Genomic DNA, 15,221 nt, shown 5'->3' on the forward strand with positions numbered 1-15,221 from the left:
TTTGATTCTTAGGATGGCGCAGCGGACGGGACTCGAACCCGCGACCCCCGGCGTGACAGGCCGGTATTCTAACCAACTGAACTACCGCTGCATCACAAAAAATCTGGTGGGCGCTGACGGGATCGAACCGCCGACATTCTGCTTGTAAGGCAGACGCTCTACCAACTGAGCTAAGCGCCCTCAAAAGGTCTATCATGTAAATGGCGCAGCGGACGGGACTCGAACCCGCGACCCCCGGCGTGACAGGCCGGTATTCTAACCAACTGAACTACCGCTGCACTTACACAATGTCGCTATTGTGGCAAACGATTTATCAAGAACTTAAAGTGGCGCAGCGGACGGGACTCGAACCCGCGACCCCCGGCGTGACAGGCCGGTATTCTAACCAACTGAACTACCGCTGCACTATAAGTGTCTCAACTTTGAAAGAAGCTTGGTGGGCGCTGACGGGATCGAACCGCCGACATTCTGCTTGTAAGGCAGACGCTCTACCAACTGAGCTAAGCGCCCTTTCAAATCGACTTCATCGCTTGATGAGGTGCATTATAGAGAATCTTCACAGACTGTCAAACGCTTTTCTGACTGTTTTCTGCTTTTTCGGTGTGAGTGATTAAAAAATAGGTTGATTGTTAAAAAAAACAACACTTTTTGTTTATTTTTTAAGTCTATACCGATTTTTTAAAGATACTCTGTGAAACTAAAAGCCGGATTTTTACGGTTTTACTCATGAAAATTGAGACCAGAACATGCAACAGACTTCAGTATTGCTGAAAGATTATACAAAGCCCAACTCACTGCAACGTTGTGATCCTGTAATCTTTATTTTAAGAGCTTGCAGCCCTCTAAAAACAAATCGATGACTTTTATTGGCGGGCTATAAATCCTGTTTCTAACTCTATTTGTCTATAAAAGTAGAGTACATAGATGATCGATGACCTCATCTACTTTCCCTTATTTAAATAGAAGATATTTCAATTAATTTTAAATCATCCACAAATTTTCTTATGTCATTTAAGTCATTTAAACAGTCAGATTCAAAGGCTGTTCTGAAATATAGACCAGTGCATCTTCATTCACCAGTTCAAACAGCTCGGCCACATCCGTATTCCGCATGCGGATACAGCCATGTGACATTGCAATACCCATCGGCTCAGAATCAGGCGTACCATGAATATAGATATAACGTTGGTAAGTATCACAACCCTCGCCCTGGTTAAAACCTTCTTCAAGCCCACTTAGCCATAAGATCCGGCTGAGAATCCAGTCTCGCTGCGGGAATTGCTGTGCCAGTTCTGCATTATAAATTTCACCTGTCGCTTGACGGGCAATAAACACACTATTTAAAGGTGTCTGCTGGCCAAACTTTTCAGCGACTTTATGCCATCCACGAGGCGTCTTGCCACTATTTTCTGCTTCACCTATGCCATTCTTACCCGTAGAAATCAGGTACTGCTTATTATATTTTGGCAAATATAGTTTTTGTTGGGCGAGATCAATCAGGATTTCTGCCTGATCCAGCTGCAAATGGCTCATGACTTCTCTTTCTCTGTCTTGATAGTTTCTAGTTCTACTTTCTTTGTGGCCATGTGTTCTGGATGGATTATGTCCTGAACTGGTTCGGGTCGACGCCATAACCAGATCGCCACAATCAGCATGGTCACATCAGTAAAGATTTTGACTGCCAGCGGTGCTGTCGTAAATAACATGATAATGCCACTGATGAACATCATGATACTGGCCAGCCATTTGGCCTTGCGTGGCACAGTACCATTGGCACGCCAGGCTCTTAAAGTCGGACCATATTTTGGATGATTCAGCAGCCATGCATCCATCTGTGGCCAGCCTTTGGATGCCGCCCAAGCCGCCAGAATTAAAAATACTGTAGTTGGCATGCCGGGCAAGATTGCGCCGATAAAACCCAGTACGACAAATAGTACGACCAGGCTTCGCCAAAACAATATTTTCATAAATCGGTCCTACCCACAAAATTAGGGGTAGTATAAAGTGTTTTTAAAATCTGTCCGTTGTATTTGTGCACTTTTCACAGGATGTGCTATGCCCTTTTCCAGTCTAAATCATCATCTTGTAGAAGCATGGCAATATTATCAGCATCCTTTGGTGCGGCAACTGGCATTTGCTGTCGGTAGTCCAAACCTTCTGTCTCAAATTCCAGACGAACTTGAAGTCGTCCATGCTTTTGACTTACATGATTCTGAGACTTGGCAACATCACCTGCAAAATTATCATCCACGTCTGAAATATCTGGACCGGCATCCAGAAGAGCTGGAGCAATTCGTGCAGCAGCTTAAAAGCACCCGGCTGGGTTTGCGCTTTGAAATGCTTGTCTGGTTCTGGCTGCTGGATGATGCCTATCATCCTTATAAGCTTTTAGGTCATAGCATTCAGAAAATTGACGGCGCTAAAACACTGGGTGAACTGGATTTTCTGTTATTCAATACAGAGGCTGGTCTGACTGAACATTGGGAAGTGGCGCTGAAATACTACCTCGCAGAAGCCGATTTTAGCCTGCCAAACTGGTATGGCCTAAACCGCACCGATACTTTAATCCGTAAAATGAAGCATTTTACCCAGAAACAGTTTCAGTTTGATGAGGCTCTGGATCAGCAGATTGAGCAGCGTTTCTGCATGTTAAAAGGCCAGCTTTATCTTCCAGTACATCGTGCAGATCAGACCTTACCTGACTGGGTCAATACCCAACGTCGCATAGGCTTATGGGGTCAGCAGATTCCCGACCCAGCGGCTAACTTCTATCGTTTACAACGTCATGAATGGATTTATCCTAATGCGCAGATCAGCAGTTCAAGTCCCTATTGGTGGACAAATGGACTTTATAAAAAGGCTGATCAAGAGGATTTTTATATGTATCGCAGCCCGCTTCTACTACCCTTTCCTGCGCATAAACCCTTTTAAAACATTACATTTATTAACCGAAGCACTATGAAAACCACATATTTTTTATGTCGTATATTTTCTAATCTTAGTTCCACATCATAATAATTTTATTATCGATAATACGGAGATGATGATGAAAAAAATTCTTGCTGCTTCATTGGTAATGGCTTTTGTTTTAACTGGCTGTAACACTGTCAAAGGTGTGGGTAAAGACGTTTCTAAAGCAGGCGAAGCTGTAACAGGCACTGCAGAAAAAACTTCTGAAGAAATCCGTCAAAACTAAACTCTTTCTAGCTTCTCCACAAACCCTATCTCAGATAGGGTTTTTTTATGCAGAACATTCACATTACAGGCCATATTCGCCTATCATAGAGCCGACAAATTTATCGACTTATGAATCCATCGTATGACATCTTCCGCGACTCTTGATTTAAGCCTGCAATTATTACGTCAGCCTTCTGTGACCCCTATTGATCATGACTGCCAGAATATCATGGCAGAACGTTTGAAGAAGGTGGGTTTCAATATTGAATCAATGCGCTTTGAAGATGTTGATAATATTTGGGCGCGTAAAGGTACTGAAGGCCCGGTTTTCTGTTTTGCTGGCCATACCGATGTTGTGCCAACCGGCAACCTGGATGCCTGGAACTCTGACCCATTTGCGCCAGAAATTCGTGACGGCAAGCTATATGGCCGTGGTAGTGCCGACATGAAAACCGCCTTGGCTGCGATGGTTGTAGCCACTGAACGTTTTGTCGAAAAATATCCGAATCATAAAGGTTCAATTGCCTATCTGATCACTTCAGATGAAGAAGGTCCATCGATCAATGGTACGGTAAAAGTGATTGAAACTCTGGAAGCCCGTAACGAGAAAATTACCTGGTGTCTGGTAGGTGAACCATCAAGTACCAACAAACTGGGTGATATTGTCAAAAATGGCCGTCGTGGTTCATTGAATGCCAACTTGACTGTAAAAGGCAAACAAGGTCATGTAGCTTATCCGCATCTTGCAGTGAATCCAATTCATACAGCATCTAAAGCCATTGCCGAACTCTGCGAAACAGTCTGGGATAATGGCAATGAATACTTCCCTGCGACGTCTTTCCAGATTTCAAATATCAATGCCGGTACCGGTGCAACCAACGTTGTTCCAGGTACGATGAACCTGCTCTGCAACTGGCGTTATTCAACTGAAGTGACTGCTGAAGAACTAAAAGCACGTATGCTTGAAATTCTGGATCGTCATGGTGTGGACTATGATATTTCATGGACTTTATCTGGCCTGCCATTCCTGACACCAGTAGGTGAGCTGGTGAATGCCGCTAAAGATGCCATTTTAACTGTGACTGGTACTGAAACTGAATTATCAACTTCAGGCGGCACCTCAGATGGTCGTTTTATTGCGCCTACCGGTGCACAAGTCCTAGAACTCGGTGTACTGAATGCCACAATCCATCAAATTAATGAGCATGTCGATATTGCAGACCTTGAACCACTGGCTGAAATTTATGAGCAGATTCTGGTGAACCTGTTAGCCAATTAATCACCAGATGTAAAAAAAGGAACTCAGAAGAGTTCCTTTTTTTATGTGCTTTGTAATGAATTACAAGCCAATTGAAGACTGAATATAACCCATTTGCGGGATGTGAAATAACTGATCCCCCATACGCACATACTGGAATACTGCGGGGTCAGTCACTTGCTGATCAGCATCGACGACTTCAGAAATACGCAGACGAATGGTTTTCGGCATTTCATTACACATCAGGGCAAAACGCTGATGCACCTCATCTCCTTCAATCACCAGCGCCACACCACTTTTACGTGTAGGATCATTAACTGCATAAACCGGTAATTGCGCATCATGCCACTCAACCACTTTAACCTGGGTATCACTATCCAGTGCAGACAGGACAATATTTTGTGGTAACAGCATTGGATCTTTGCCGTGACAGTCAATAATATAAGCATCAATAAATCCGGTAGATACCGTAATTAAATGCTGAAGTTCCTGCTGACTTATCTGATCAGCCATTTTGGCATTAGTCGTATTCTGACTCATTTATGACCCCTGTTTTTCAGCAATTAACTGTTGAATATTCGCCAGTAATTCAGCTTCCTGGAACGGTTTGCCCATGTAGTGGGTTACGCCCAGACTGAAAGCACGTTCACGGTGTTTTTCACCAGTACGTGAAGTAATCATGATGATTGGCAGTTCACGGTGAATATCGTGGTGACGAACCAGGTTCGTGACCTCAAAACCATCCATACGCGGCATTTCAATATCCAGCAGCATCAGATCCGGACGGACATTTTCAAGCTGCTCAATCGCATCTACACCATCTTTGGCGGTGACTATATCATAGCCCTGACGCTCAAGTAGACGCGAGGTCACCTTACGTACAGTCACCGAGTCATCCACGATCATTACCAGACGGCGAGCATTGCCAGAACGTGAACCATCGCGTTGATCCTGCATGTGTTTCACACGCTGCGTACCATGGATCTGACGGGCAATATTCTGACCATCCAGAATCAGACAAACCTGACCATCACCAAGAATCGTCGCACCAGTGACTACACCAATATTGGCGAACTGATGGCCGATTGGTTTCACCACGATCTGTGCACGTGAACCTACTAACTGATCCACAAGTAAGGCAATGGTTTGACCACTGTTGCCTTTAATCAGCAATACTGGCAGTGAATGCGCTACGTTGTTCAGACGAGGAATTGGCTGATTCGATACGAACTCAGACAGGTAACGCAATTTGTAATTGACGCCATCAATCTTGAAGAAATCGTCTTTACTGTTGAAGTAAGTTTCCAGAGTAGATGGTGCAATACGTACAATACGGTCGATTTGCGCCAGAGAAACGGCGTATTGCTGATCGCCCACTTTTACCATCAAGGCATCGCTGACCGCTACAGTCGTCGGTACGCGAATGGTGAAGGTTGTGCCTTTGCCAACTTCAGAGCTGACAGATACGTGACCACCCAGAGACTTGATCTCGCTTTGTACTACATCCAGACCCACACCACGACCTGAAATCTGGGTTACAGATTTAGCAGTACTGAAGCCTGGGTGGAAAATGAATTGCAGTAGCTCTTCCGAATCCAGTGTCTGATCTTCTTTGATCAGGCCTTGGCTGAGTGCTTTTTCACGAATCTTCTCAGCATCAATACCTTTACCATCATCACTAAATGAGACGATGACATCTGTACCCTGACGGCTGATATTTAACAGGATTGAACCGACTTCCGGTTTGTTCAAGGCAATACGATCTGCTGTATCTTCCAAACCATGGTCAATCGCATTACGCAGCATATGCTCGAATGGCGTTACCAGACGCTCCAGAATATTACGGTCTAATTCACCTTCACTATTCTGAATAATCAGTTCGGCTGGACGGTTCAAGGTCGTAGAAGTCTGACGTACGATACGCTGTAAACGTGGCAACATCCGGTCAAACGGTACCAGACGGGTACGCATCAGGCTTTCCTGAATCTCGGCCTGAATCCGTGATTGTTGCAATAACAAACCTTCAGTTTCACGAATCTTGTCGGATAAGGTGCTCTTGAAGTCAACCAAGTCCGAAGCAGATTCCGCTAGCGACTTGGACAACTGGTTCAGGGACGAATATTGGTCCATTTCCAGCGGGTCAAAGTCTGCATAACGCGAGTTTTCTGAACCGTGTTTGGCAATAATCTGTGATTCCAGCTCACCTTCCATTCGGCGCAACTGGTCCGCCAGACGTTTGATTGCCAGTTCCATTTCGTTCAGGGTATTGCCAAGTTGGCCTAAGTCCATCTCGATACGCGAACGGTTAATTGCATTCTCGCCTGACAGGTCGATCATCTTCTCAACCAGATCAGCAGAGATACGGATCATCTCATGGCTGGTATCGGTATTACCGGTATCGATCCACTCACCCATCATACGTGGTGGCTCAGTACCATCACCTTCGACAAACTCGAAGCTATTTTCTGTGACCAGCGTTTCTGTTTTAGCCAGACGTTCTGGCAGCTGCGCAGTAACATCCACATACGCAATCTTTTTCAGGCTGCTTTGGATCTGTTCAAAATTGCTATAGTCACGCTGGAAGATCGCTTGTCTTAACCAGGCCAGTGTTTTTTGCAGCAAGCCATCATAAGCATTCGAGTTAAAGTGATATACCGCAAACTGCTCGAAAGTGGTTTCCAGTTCATACGCAATGCTGGCCACCTTTTCGTTTTCAACCATGCGCGCACCACCCTTGATACTGTGGGCAGCACGTTGTAATTGAAGCAATAAGCTACGGTCACTACGCTGATCAAACCATTGGTTCAGCAGTTTTTCAGTATTGTCGAGAATCTCTTCTGACTCTTCAAGGAAAGTCTCTTCAACAATTGACTTCAGTTCATCTTCTTCAGAGCGCTCTTCTGCTACAATTTCAACTGGCTCAGTCAAAGTTTCTGTTTCAGTCAGCTCAACTTGTTCATCTTCTAAGTTTAGGGCCGGTTCTAGATCTGAACTTGTATCTTCTAATGCAATCTCTTCCGATGCTTCATCCGCTGTTTGTTCGGAATCAGCACTAGCTTCTGCATATTCAAATTCGACAACAGGAATCGATGTTTCTACCGGAGCTGCAACAGCTTGACCAGCCACCAATGCCTGAATATTTTGCAGAATCGAAATTGCTTCAACAGCCGGATAATCGATACCTTCATCACGGATCGACTGGATACGGTCAGAAACGTTATCTTGCACCAGACGAATGATTTGAATCAGCGCTGGAGTAACAGCGATCTGCTGACGGATGATTCGCTCATAAATACTTTCTAGTTCGTGCGAAATCGAACCGATATGAGAAGCGGTAATCATGTTTGCACCACCTTTTAAGGTGTGCAAGTGACGCATCAGGTTATTCAGTGAAGTCGTATCATCCTGCTTTTTACTCCAGGTATTCAGATCTTCATCAATACCTACCAGTAATTCATCCGCTTCTTCCAGGAAGATATTCAGTAGATCCTCATCGAAATCACGCTGAGTTTCTGCGCTGTCGATGTATTGGCGGTCAGAGGCAATACGCTGGCTTAAAGCAGCGAAGTCAATGCTGGCTGTGGTTGCAGCTTCAGGAATAGAAATTTCTTCTGATACTTGTTCAGCAGGAACATTGTCTTCAGCAAAGATTTCCAGGTCCTGCTGTACAAATGCAGCCAGTTCACTCAAGGTTTTTTGCGTATCATCATTCAGAATGACACGCTGGCCTGCTGCCAGGGTATCGAATAAATGAATGAATTCCTGATGTGCCTGGGCAAACAGCTCATAAGCATAATCACTATTCAGCAGTACCGGTTTTTCCAGCAAGGCATCATAAGCAGATTTTAAATCTGTCGTAAACTCATGAATACCCAGTGCGGCACGGTTATCTGTATGTGCAAGCAGCTCGGCAGCCTGCTCGCTTAAAGCCTGAATATATTCCGGATAATCGACTTTAGCCCGTTTATCGAATTCAAATTCGGCATCCAGCAACAGGTCAATCTCCAGTTCAACCAGCTTGGTCACCAGACCTTGGGTTTCAACTGTTTCCGTTTCAGTGGCTGCGAAGCCATAATCATTCCAGACACGCTCAAAAGTCGCATACACTGCTGCCAGTTTGCTGCTATCACCCTGACGTAACAAATGCAGATAGTCGCTGACAAATTCAGCATACTGAATTAATACAGCAGTTTCTTTTGAGGTGGATGCAATTTCATCCTGAAGCAGTGTTTTAAACAGATGTTCTACTTTAGAGCTGGCCTCGAAGATTTCTTCGATCTGTGCCATGGACGAACTGCCGCGCAAAGTATGAATAGCACGAATCAATGCATTATAATCCTGCACTTTTTCATTTTCGCTACGCAGGAACTTGGCAATCGTTTCGAGATGCTCTTCCGCTTCCTCGATAAAGATCGCCACGGTTTCTTCTACATCACTACGTGCAGCATCTTCACTATCAGCTTCTTCAAGCTCAAATTCTGTTGTGCTTATTTCTATTGCTGCAGTTGTATCTTGATCTTCAGCCGAATCACCTAGCTCAAGACCTGTGATCTGACCCTCGGCAGTCAGACTGTCTGCTAGTTGCAAGAGTTCTTCTAAAGCCGGTTCAGGTGTTATTTGTTGTTGTAATTGCTGACCTAAAAGCACGACTGGGCGTAGGTCAACATCGAGTTCCTGCACCTGTTTGAATTTTGGATATAAAATAAACTGGTAAATATTCAGTACAGCTTTGGCATACTGTTGAATTGTAGGCGTTAACTGGATTGAGCCTGAAAGTACCCGATTTAAGGTATCTTCCACTGCCCAAGCAATTTCACCCGCAGATTTAGCCCCCACCATACGGCCTGAACCTTTCAGGGTATGAAAATGGCGGCGAATGGTTTTCAGGTTTTCCTGATGAGCCGGATCACTCAACCATTCTGGAAATAAAGCATTTAACTCAACGAAAATCTCTTCGATTTCCTCGACAAAAATTTCAAGAATTTCTGCATCTTGATCAAGATAACTGTCTTCAGGAAGCGTTGTCGTTTCAACTAAATTTTTTAATATTTCTTTCATAGCTAATGCTTCTTACGTTGTGCCGCCAAGAAGGGCGCTCAAACTTAATTGTGACCGTCACGCGAGACCTAACCTTATGTAGTCAAGTCCATCTTGTCGAGGCTTTATCTGTATTTCTGAATGTGCCTCAACCTAGGTTAAGGCACACTCCCCTCATACTTTCTGACTTTATTCTGGTAGTTTAAAGTCAGATACAGATTCACGTAATGCATCGGCCATGTTCGCCAATTCAGATACCGAACGTGCTGTATCGAAGGTTGCACTCGTAGTTTGTGAAGTAATTTCCTGTACGACATTCATCGTGGTCGCAATATGACCCGCAGATGCAGACTGAAGTTTCGCAGCATCGGAAATGTTCGCAATCAGTTTTGCCAGGTTATTCGATACCGTTTGAATCTCATCCAGTGCCACACCAGCGTCTTTAGACAGGTTCGCACCACGTACAACTTCGGCTGTGGTTTGTTCCATTGAAATTACGGCTTCGTTGGTATCCGTTTGAATGGTTTTTACCAAGCCTTCAATCTGTTTGGTTGCAGAGGCAGAACGTTCCGCAAGACGCTGGACCTCATCCGCTACCACGGCGAAACCACGACCAGCTTCACCCGCCATCGACGCCTGAATCGCTGCGTTCAATGCCAAGATGTTGGTTTGGTCGGCAATATCGTTAATCAGGGCTACGATGTTACCAATTTCTTGTGAAGATTCACCCAGACGTTTAATACGTTTAGAGGTTTCCTGAATCTGTTCACGAATCGTATCCATACCTTCAATAGAACGGTGTACAACGTCTGCACCATTTGCAGCAATTTGTACTGAACGTTCCGCAACGACTGCAGATTCTTCCGCGTTGGCAGATACCTGGTCAATGGACATTGCCATTTCGTTAATCGCAGCAGATGCACCCGCAATCTCTTGTGCCTGGTGTTCAGATGCTTCAGCTAACTGGTTGGTAATGCTTTGAGTTGTCGCTGTATATTGCGCAACTTCCTGAGAAGTTTCGGTAATACGAGATACCAAGTCACGCAACTGGTCGATCGCGAAGTTAATCGAGTCGGCGATCGCACCGGTAAAGTCTTCCGATACTGTTGCATATGAACGTAAGTCACCATCCGCAAGGTCGGCAATCTCGTCTAGTAAACGTAAAATCGCATTCTGGTTACGGTCATATTCTTCTTGAAGACGGGTTACACGCTGTTTATCCGATGCACCACGTAGGGTTAACAGGCGGAATACACAGAGTAGGAAGCCGATCAATAACAGAATTAACAGTACCGCTGGAACGATTGTTTTCAGACCAGAGTTACCAGACAGTTTGTTTAGGTTATCGAGCAGGGCATCCGATTGCGAGAAAATTGACGCAGATGCCTGACGTACTTTTACGATTTGCGCAGAGTTTTTCAGGATTGTCGCAGATGCTGATTCAAGTACATCATCATATTCTGCTTTAATGCCTTCAAGAGACTCGCGCAGGTTTGGATCAGTAATACGTTGTACACCCAGTTCAGCAGAACCGTTTAACTGTGCATTTAAGTATGAACCGAAAGTTTCGGTATCGGCACTGAAGTCGTCCGCTGATTCACGTGAACCGTCGTTACCGGTCAATACCAAGCTGATCGAACGTAAAATACGTTCCGCAATAAATACCTGGTTTTTCGCAATGACCACCTGGTTAGACGGCATGTCTTGACGCGCCATCTGGTCGACCATCAAGTTATATTCGGCCTGAATTCCCGGGATCGCTTCACCAATCGCAATGTTGGTGTCATATAACTGGTTAATGATTTTTTGTTGCGATGCAATCAGGTCAATACTAGAAGATACTTCTGTCCACTGTTTATCTACTGCTTGCAGCGCTTCATTATTGGAATGGATATTTTTTACAGTCTCAAGGTTTTCAGCAAAAGCTTTTTGAGAATCTGTCAGATTTTTCATCGCCTCAGGTGTACCAGAAGCCGTTGCTTCAGTTGCCTGACGTGAAATGGTTTGTGAAAGCAGACGTAAATCACCCAGACTTTGTGTCAGCTGGTTGGCACGTGGCACACTGTAGAAAAGATACAATAAAGTGATGGTTGCCGCTAACAGACAGCCGGCTGCACCATAAATAAACGGTTTAGACTTTTCACTATCACCAAATACACGTGACAACTGATCTGTTTGTGATTGAATCTTGGATAAAAAAGTATTGCCACTTTTGCGGCTACCTTCACCTGTATTTTTCTTTTTAAGTTTAAAGCCCATGCAGCCTCTCCCCGATTTACGTCTTTATTACTTTCGTGCGCGACGTTTAATTTATAAATTTTATAGATGCGTTCATAAATTTTGGATTTTGCAACAGACGACTGAATAAGAACACATGCCATTGCTGGTTATGCTGGTGGAAAAATCCCTGACAGTATTCTTGTAAGTTATTATCCAATTCAGTTGTTTTAGAAAAAAAACTTTTCTTATTAAAATGTTGTATACCCAAAACTTGATCAACAACCAAACCGACATATTGGTCATTATGGTGAATACATAATACTTTTTGAGTCGGTGAAAACTGGCTACTCTGTCCTGATACATATTGAGTCAAATCAGAAACTGATAATAACCTTCCCCGAATATTGGCCAACCCTAAAACCCATGATTGAGTATTAGGAACTGGCGTATATTTTGGAGGATAGATCACTTCGGATACTTCCCCCAGCGGGGCAACAAAATATTGCCCCATCATCTCAAAAGCAATGCCTGACCATCGGTTGACTTCATTTTCATTAGAAACGTAGTTTTTATTTCCCCGTTTCGCAATGCGAAGCAATTCGATAAATCCATTTGCTGCCATAGAGCTTATCCTGCGTTGAGGTGGTGCTTAATCACTTCAATCAACTGTTTTTCATCTACCGGTTTTGTAAGATAATCTGCGGCGCCCTGACGTTTACCCCAAACGCGGTCAGTGGCCTGATCTTTGGTACTTACAATCACAATCGGAATATGCTTGGTGGTTGCACCACGTGCAATTTGACGTGTTGCCTGGAAGCCATTCACGCCTGGCATGACCACATCCATCAATACCAGATCTGGCAACTCAGCCTGAGCCATGGTTACCCCATCTGCACCATTGGATGCTTCAATCACCTCAAAGCCATGTTTAGAAAGAATCTCTCTAAAACGGAATGTTTCTGTCGGTGAGTCATCTACGATTAAGATACGCGCCATGCCAATTCCCCTAAAAAATCAATTATTAAGCACTAATATGGTTACGGATTGCGTTAAGCAATTCATCTTTACTGAAAGGTTTAGTCAAGTATTCGTCCGAACCAACAACACGACCTTTGGCCTGATCAAATAAGCCATCTTTACTCGAAAGCATAATCACAGGAATATTCTGATAATTTTGAGAATTTTTAATCAATGCACAAGTTTGATAACCATCTAGACGAGGCATCATGATGTCTACAAATACGATATCCGGATTGGTTTCTGCGATTTTTGACAAAGCTTCAAAACCATCTACCGCAGTCACGACTTCATATCCTTCGCGCTGTAGAAGAGTTTCTGCTGTACGACGAATGGTCTTTGAGTCATCAATGACCATAACTTTTAGATTTTGGAATTTATCGTCCATTTTGACCCTTCCCATTTTAGAAACGATGCGCCATAAGGCTCATAGGATTATTTTATTACGATCGATAAACATTTTTAACACAAATCCACTTGTATTATCAATGAACATTTTCTACACAAGTGTGCATAAATGGCGGATTTTCATTAACCATTTCACATTTTTATTTTGTCATTGCTTTTTTTTTGACTGATGGTAGTTTTTAATTCGTGAATTTGAGTCTAATATAGCATTATTATTACTTTAAAATAAGTAATTTAGTCAACTTTCAATTGGGGAGCCAATGATGAGTCAGTTTTCAGAAAAACTTGCTTTCATTGATAAAAATAAAATGACTGGCCGATTCATATTTGCAGTGACACTTTTTCTTCAGGTCACCATTTCTTATGCCTCAACTAACCAGCCACCAAAAGCCACCTGGTACCGCTATTATGATAATAAAGGTGTGGCCAATATCAGCACTAACGTTACCCCCAACCATATCCGCTATGGATATGAGGCACTTGACCAGAATATGCAGGTCATTAAACGTGCACGTCCTTATAATGTCGATAAAGATATTAAACAGGCGCCGCAACGTGCCCAGCAGGCTCAGCGCATTGCAGAAGACCAGAAACTGAAACGTGCCTATACCAATAGCCATGTTGCTCTACAAAAAAAGAATGAAAGTCTGAGCCAACTTAAAAAACAGATTGCCTTTCAGCAAGAGCAGATGAAACAGTTGCAGCAAGACCGGGTTATGTTTTTACGCCAAGAACGTGAATATTTACGTAAAGGCAATAATCCCCCGGCATCTTTGAAAGCCAACCTTGAAAACAACCAGAAAAACCTGATTTCTCAAAAAGAAAATATTCAATCTTTACAAACTCGCTATCGAAATATGGAAGCGGAATACGACAGAATTATTGCCCGTTTAAAAGCACTTGAATAAACACAAATAACTTGTTGTTGCTTTAAACGACCACAAGTGAAAAGGATTAATATGCCATTTGCACAGCATTTTCATATTTCAAAGACCCCTTCTTCGCGCTCTGTATTGATGGTGAGTGCACTTTGCTTAAGTCTTTTTCTAAGCGGCTGCAATAAAAATGAATCTACACCGCAAGCCGAAAGTCCCAAAACAATTGAACTAATTCTTCAGGATCTGGTAGCTGTAAAAACAGGTACTTCAATCCAGAAATCCGCATTTACCGGCACTATTCGCGCAGTCAACCAAAGCAGTATTCAAGCGCAGGTTTCGGCCACTGCCACCAGTGTTAATGCTCAGGTCGGTGACAATGTAGCTAAAGGTCAGGTACTGGTTCGCTTAAATAATCAGGACAATGCCGCACGTCTGGCTCAGGCCCGTGCCAATCTGGCATCTACCCAGGCACAGGCCAATCAGGCGCGTAACATGATGCAGCGCAAAAAGCGCCTGCTCGACCAAGGCTTTATTTCTAAAGTTGAATATGAGCAAAGTCAGGTTGACTATCAGGCCCAGGTTGAAAATGTCCGCGCACAGCAAGCCAATGTCGATATTGCCGTAAAAGCCGATCGTGATGGCATTATCACCAGCCCGATTAGTGGCGTGATCACCCAGCGTCAGGTTGAGCCCGGTCAAACCGTGGCGATCGGACAAACCCTGTTTGAAATCGTAAATCCAAATCAACTGGAAATTCAGGCCCGTGTCCCGAGTGAGATGCAGTCCAGTCTGCGTTTAGGTAGCAAAATTGAATACCAGATTCAGGGCAATCCAAACACATTTACCGCTGCTATTAGCCGGGTATCTCCAATTGCTGATCAGGCTAGTCGCCAGATTGAATTCTTCGCCAGACCAAATGAAAGTATTCCCTCTTTAAGTATTGGCTCTTTTGTTGAAGGCAATATTCTGAGTTCTCAACAAGTTTCTGGTCAGATTATTCCCCTCGATACCATTCAGGATATCCAGAATAAACCTTATGTCTGGGTTATTCGCCAGAACAAAATTATTAAAGTGAATGTTCAGGTTCTGGAACAGCGCTATAACCAGAATACTGCAGTGATCCAGGGTCTGGAAACAGGTGATCAGGTCAGTCGCATTCCATTTACCGAGGCAGATCTCAACAAGCCAGTGACAGTGCGTTCCAACTAATCAGACAGGATCATTAA

The 15,221-nt window shown here is 43.8% G+C and carries 13 protein-coding genes and 5 tRNA genes; 5 read left to right on the forward strand and 13 right to left on the reverse strand.

Annotation, left to right across the window (positions count from 1 at the left end):
* Window positions 1-14: 14 nt before the first annotated feature.
* The 7 genes from FTV13_RS10380 to FTV13_RS10410 all read right to left on the reverse strand — a co-directional run bounded on the left by FTV13_RS10380 (window position 15) and on the right by FTV13_RS10410 (window position 1,967).
* Window positions 15-91, reverse strand: a tRNA-Asp gene (locus tag FTV13_RS10380).
* 13 nt (window positions 92-104) lie between these two features.
* Window positions 105-180: transfer RNA gene (locus FTV13_RS10385), tRNA-Val, on the reverse strand.
* A gap of 21 nt (window positions 181-201) precedes the next feature.
* Window positions 202-278 (reverse strand) — tRNA-Asp (locus tag FTV13_RS10390).
* Between the two features lie 49 nt (window positions 279-327).
* Window positions 328-404 (reverse strand) — tRNA-Asp (locus FTV13_RS10395).
* 30 nt (window positions 405-434) lie between these two features.
* A tRNA-Val gene (locus tag FTV13_RS10400) sits at window positions 435-510 on the reverse strand.
* Window positions 511-1,020: 510 nt separating this feature from the next.
* Window positions 1,021-1,533: a cell wall-recycling L,D-carboxypeptidase ElsL gene (gene elsL / locus FTV13_RS10405; protein ID WP_159123377.1), complete on the reverse strand. Its 513-nt coding sequence runs from the start codon at window positions 1,531-1,533 to the stop codon at window positions 1,021-1,023.
* Window positions 1,530-1,967: a YbaN family protein gene (locus tag FTV13_RS10410; protein WP_125278257.1), complete on the reverse strand. Its 438-nt coding sequence runs from the start codon at window positions 1,965-1,967 to the stop codon at window positions 1,530-1,532. Before FTV13_RS10410 ends, elsL begins: the two co-directional genes overlap by 4 nt.
* Window positions 1,968-2,055: 88 nt before the next feature.
* Here FTV13_RS10410 and FTV13_RS10415 point away from each other — a divergent pair, with 88 nt between their 5' ends.
* The 3 genes from FTV13_RS10415 to dapE all read left to right on the forward strand — a co-directional run bounded on the left by FTV13_RS10415 (window position 2,056) and on the right by dapE (window position 4,456).
* Entirely contained in the window at window positions 2,056-2,931 is an 876-nt protein-coding gene (locus tag FTV13_RS10415; protein WP_004784973.1) for a DUF1853 family protein, read from the forward strand.
* Window positions 2,932-3,046: 115 nt separating this feature from the next.
* On the forward strand, window positions 3,047-3,196 hold the full coding sequence (locus FTV13_RS10420; RefSeq protein ID WP_004784975.1) for an entericidin A/B family lipoprotein: 150 nt from the start codon (window positions 3,047-3,049) through the stop codon (window positions 3,194-3,196).
* Window positions 3,197-3,319: 123 nt separating this feature from the next.
* Window positions 3,320-4,456: a succinyl-diaminopimelate desuccinylase gene (gene dapE, locus FTV13_RS10425; RefSeq protein WP_004784977.1), complete on the forward strand. Its 1,137-nt coding sequence runs from the start codon at window positions 3,320-3,322 to the stop codon at window positions 4,454-4,456.
* 60 nt (window positions 4,457-4,516) lie between these two features.
* Here the strand turns inward: dapE and FTV13_RS10430 are convergent, their stop codons facing one another.
* The 6 genes from FTV13_RS10430 to pilG all read right to left on the reverse strand — a co-directional run bounded on the left by FTV13_RS10430 (window position 4,517) and on the right by pilG (window position 13,097).
* Window positions 4,517-4,975 (reverse strand): hypothetical protein, encoded by a 459-nt coding sequence (locus tag FTV13_RS10430; RefSeq protein ID WP_004784978.1) that lies wholly within the window; start codon window positions 4,973-4,975, stop codon window positions 4,517-4,519.
* Entirely contained in the window at window positions 4,976-9,493 is a 4,518-nt protein-coding gene (locus FTV13_RS10435; protein WP_180011984.1) for an Hpt domain-containing protein, read from the reverse strand.
* 168 nt (window positions 9,494-9,661) lie between these two features.
* The gene (locus tag FTV13_RS10440) at window positions 9,662-11,731 is read right to left on the reverse strand and encodes a methyl-accepting chemotaxis protein (RefSeq protein ID WP_004784982.1); all 2,070 of its coding nucleotides are present in this window, start codon (window positions 11,729-11,731) and stop codon (window positions 9,662-9,664) included.
* 46 nt (window positions 11,732-11,777) lie between these two features.
* On the reverse strand, window positions 11,778-12,314 hold the full coding sequence (locus FTV13_RS10445) for a chemotaxis protein CheW (protein ID WP_159123371.1): 537 nt from the start codon (window positions 12,312-12,314) through the stop codon (window positions 11,778-11,780).
* Between the two features lie 5 nt (window positions 12,315-12,319).
* A complete protein-coding gene (locus FTV13_RS10450; protein WP_004784985.1) occupies window positions 12,320-12,688 on the reverse strand; it encodes a response regulator in 369 nt (122 codons plus the stop codon).
* 25 nt (window positions 12,689-12,713) lie between these two features.
* Window positions 12,714-13,097, reverse strand: a complete 384-nt coding sequence (gene pilG, locus FTV13_RS10455) for a twitching motility response regulator PilG (RefSeq protein ID WP_180011986.1) — start codon at window positions 13,095-13,097, stop codon at window positions 12,714-12,716.
* Window positions 13,098-13,380: 283 nt separating this feature from the next.
* On the opposite strand from pilG, the gene FTV13_RS10460 reads away from it, so the two are divergent.
* Window positions 13,381-14,025: a hypothetical protein gene (locus FTV13_RS10460; RefSeq protein ID WP_159123370.1), complete on the forward strand. Its 645-nt coding sequence runs from the start codon at window positions 13,381-13,383 to the stop codon at window positions 14,023-14,025.
* A 51-nt stretch (window positions 14,026-14,076) separates the two neighbouring features.
* Window positions 14,077-15,204, forward strand: a complete 1,128-nt coding sequence (locus FTV13_RS10465) for an efflux RND transporter periplasmic adaptor subunit (RefSeq protein WP_166139290.1) — start codon at window positions 14,077-14,079, stop codon at window positions 15,202-15,204.
* Window positions 15,205-15,221 lie beyond the last annotated feature (17 nt).

The sequence above is a fragment of the Acinetobacter sp. YH12235 genome, assembly GCF_013417705.1.
GTDB lineage: Bacteria > Pseudomonadota > Gammaproteobacteria > Pseudomonadales > Moraxellaceae > Acinetobacter.

What these genes read in the sequence shown, in the direction of transcription:
- elsL (WP_159123377.1), bottom strand. Translation starts at nt 1,533, where the DNA reads ATGAGCCATTTGCAGCTGGATCAGGCAGAAATCCTGATTGATCTCGCC.
- FTV13_RS10410 (WP_125278257.1), bottom strand. Translation starts at nt 1,967, where the DNA reads ATGAAAATATTGTTTTGGCGAAGCCTGGTCGTACTATTTGTCGTACTG.
- FTV13_RS10415 (WP_004784973.1), top strand. Translation starts at nt 2,056, where the DNA reads ATGCCCTTTTCCAGTCTAAATCATCATCTTGTAGAAGCATGGCAATAT.
- FTV13_RS10420 (WP_004784975.1), top strand. Translation starts at nt 3,047, where the DNA reads ATGAAAAAAATTCTTGCTGCTTCATTGGTAATGGCTTTTGTTTTAACT.
- dapE (WP_004784977.1), top strand. Translation starts at nt 3,320, where the DNA reads ATGACATCTTCCGCGACTCTTGATTTAAGCCTGCAATTATTACGTCAG.
- FTV13_RS10430 (WP_004784978.1), bottom strand. Translation starts at nt 4,975, where the DNA reads ATGAGTCAGAATACGACTAATGCCAAAATGGCTGATCAGATAAGTCAG.
- FTV13_RS10435 (WP_180011984.1), bottom strand. Translation starts at nt 9,493, where the DNA reads ATGAAAGAAATATTAAAAAATTTAGTTGAAACGACAACGCTTCCTGAA.
- FTV13_RS10440 (WP_004784982.1), bottom strand. Translation starts at nt 11,731, where the DNA reads ATGGGCTTTAAACTTAAAAAGAAAAATACAGGTGAAGGTAGCCGCAAA.
- FTV13_RS10445 (WP_159123371.1), bottom strand. Translation starts at nt 12,314, where the DNA reads ATGGCAGCAAATGGATTTATCGAATTGCTTCGCATTGCGAAACGGGGA.
- FTV13_RS10450 (WP_004784985.1), bottom strand. Translation starts at nt 12,688, where the DNA reads ATGGCGCGTATCTTAATCGTAGATGACTCACCGACAGAAACATTCCGT.
- pilG (WP_180011986.1), bottom strand. Translation starts at nt 13,097, where the DNA reads ATGGACGATAAATTCCAAAATCTAAAAGTTATGGTCATTGATGACTCA.
- FTV13_RS10460 (WP_159123370.1), top strand. Translation starts at nt 13,381, where the DNA reads ATGAGTCAGTTTTCAGAAAAACTTGCTTTCATTGATAAAAATAAAATG.
- FTV13_RS10465 (WP_166139290.1), top strand. Translation starts at nt 14,077, where the DNA reads ATGCCATTTGCACAGCATTTTCATATTTCAAAGACCCCTTCTTCGCGC.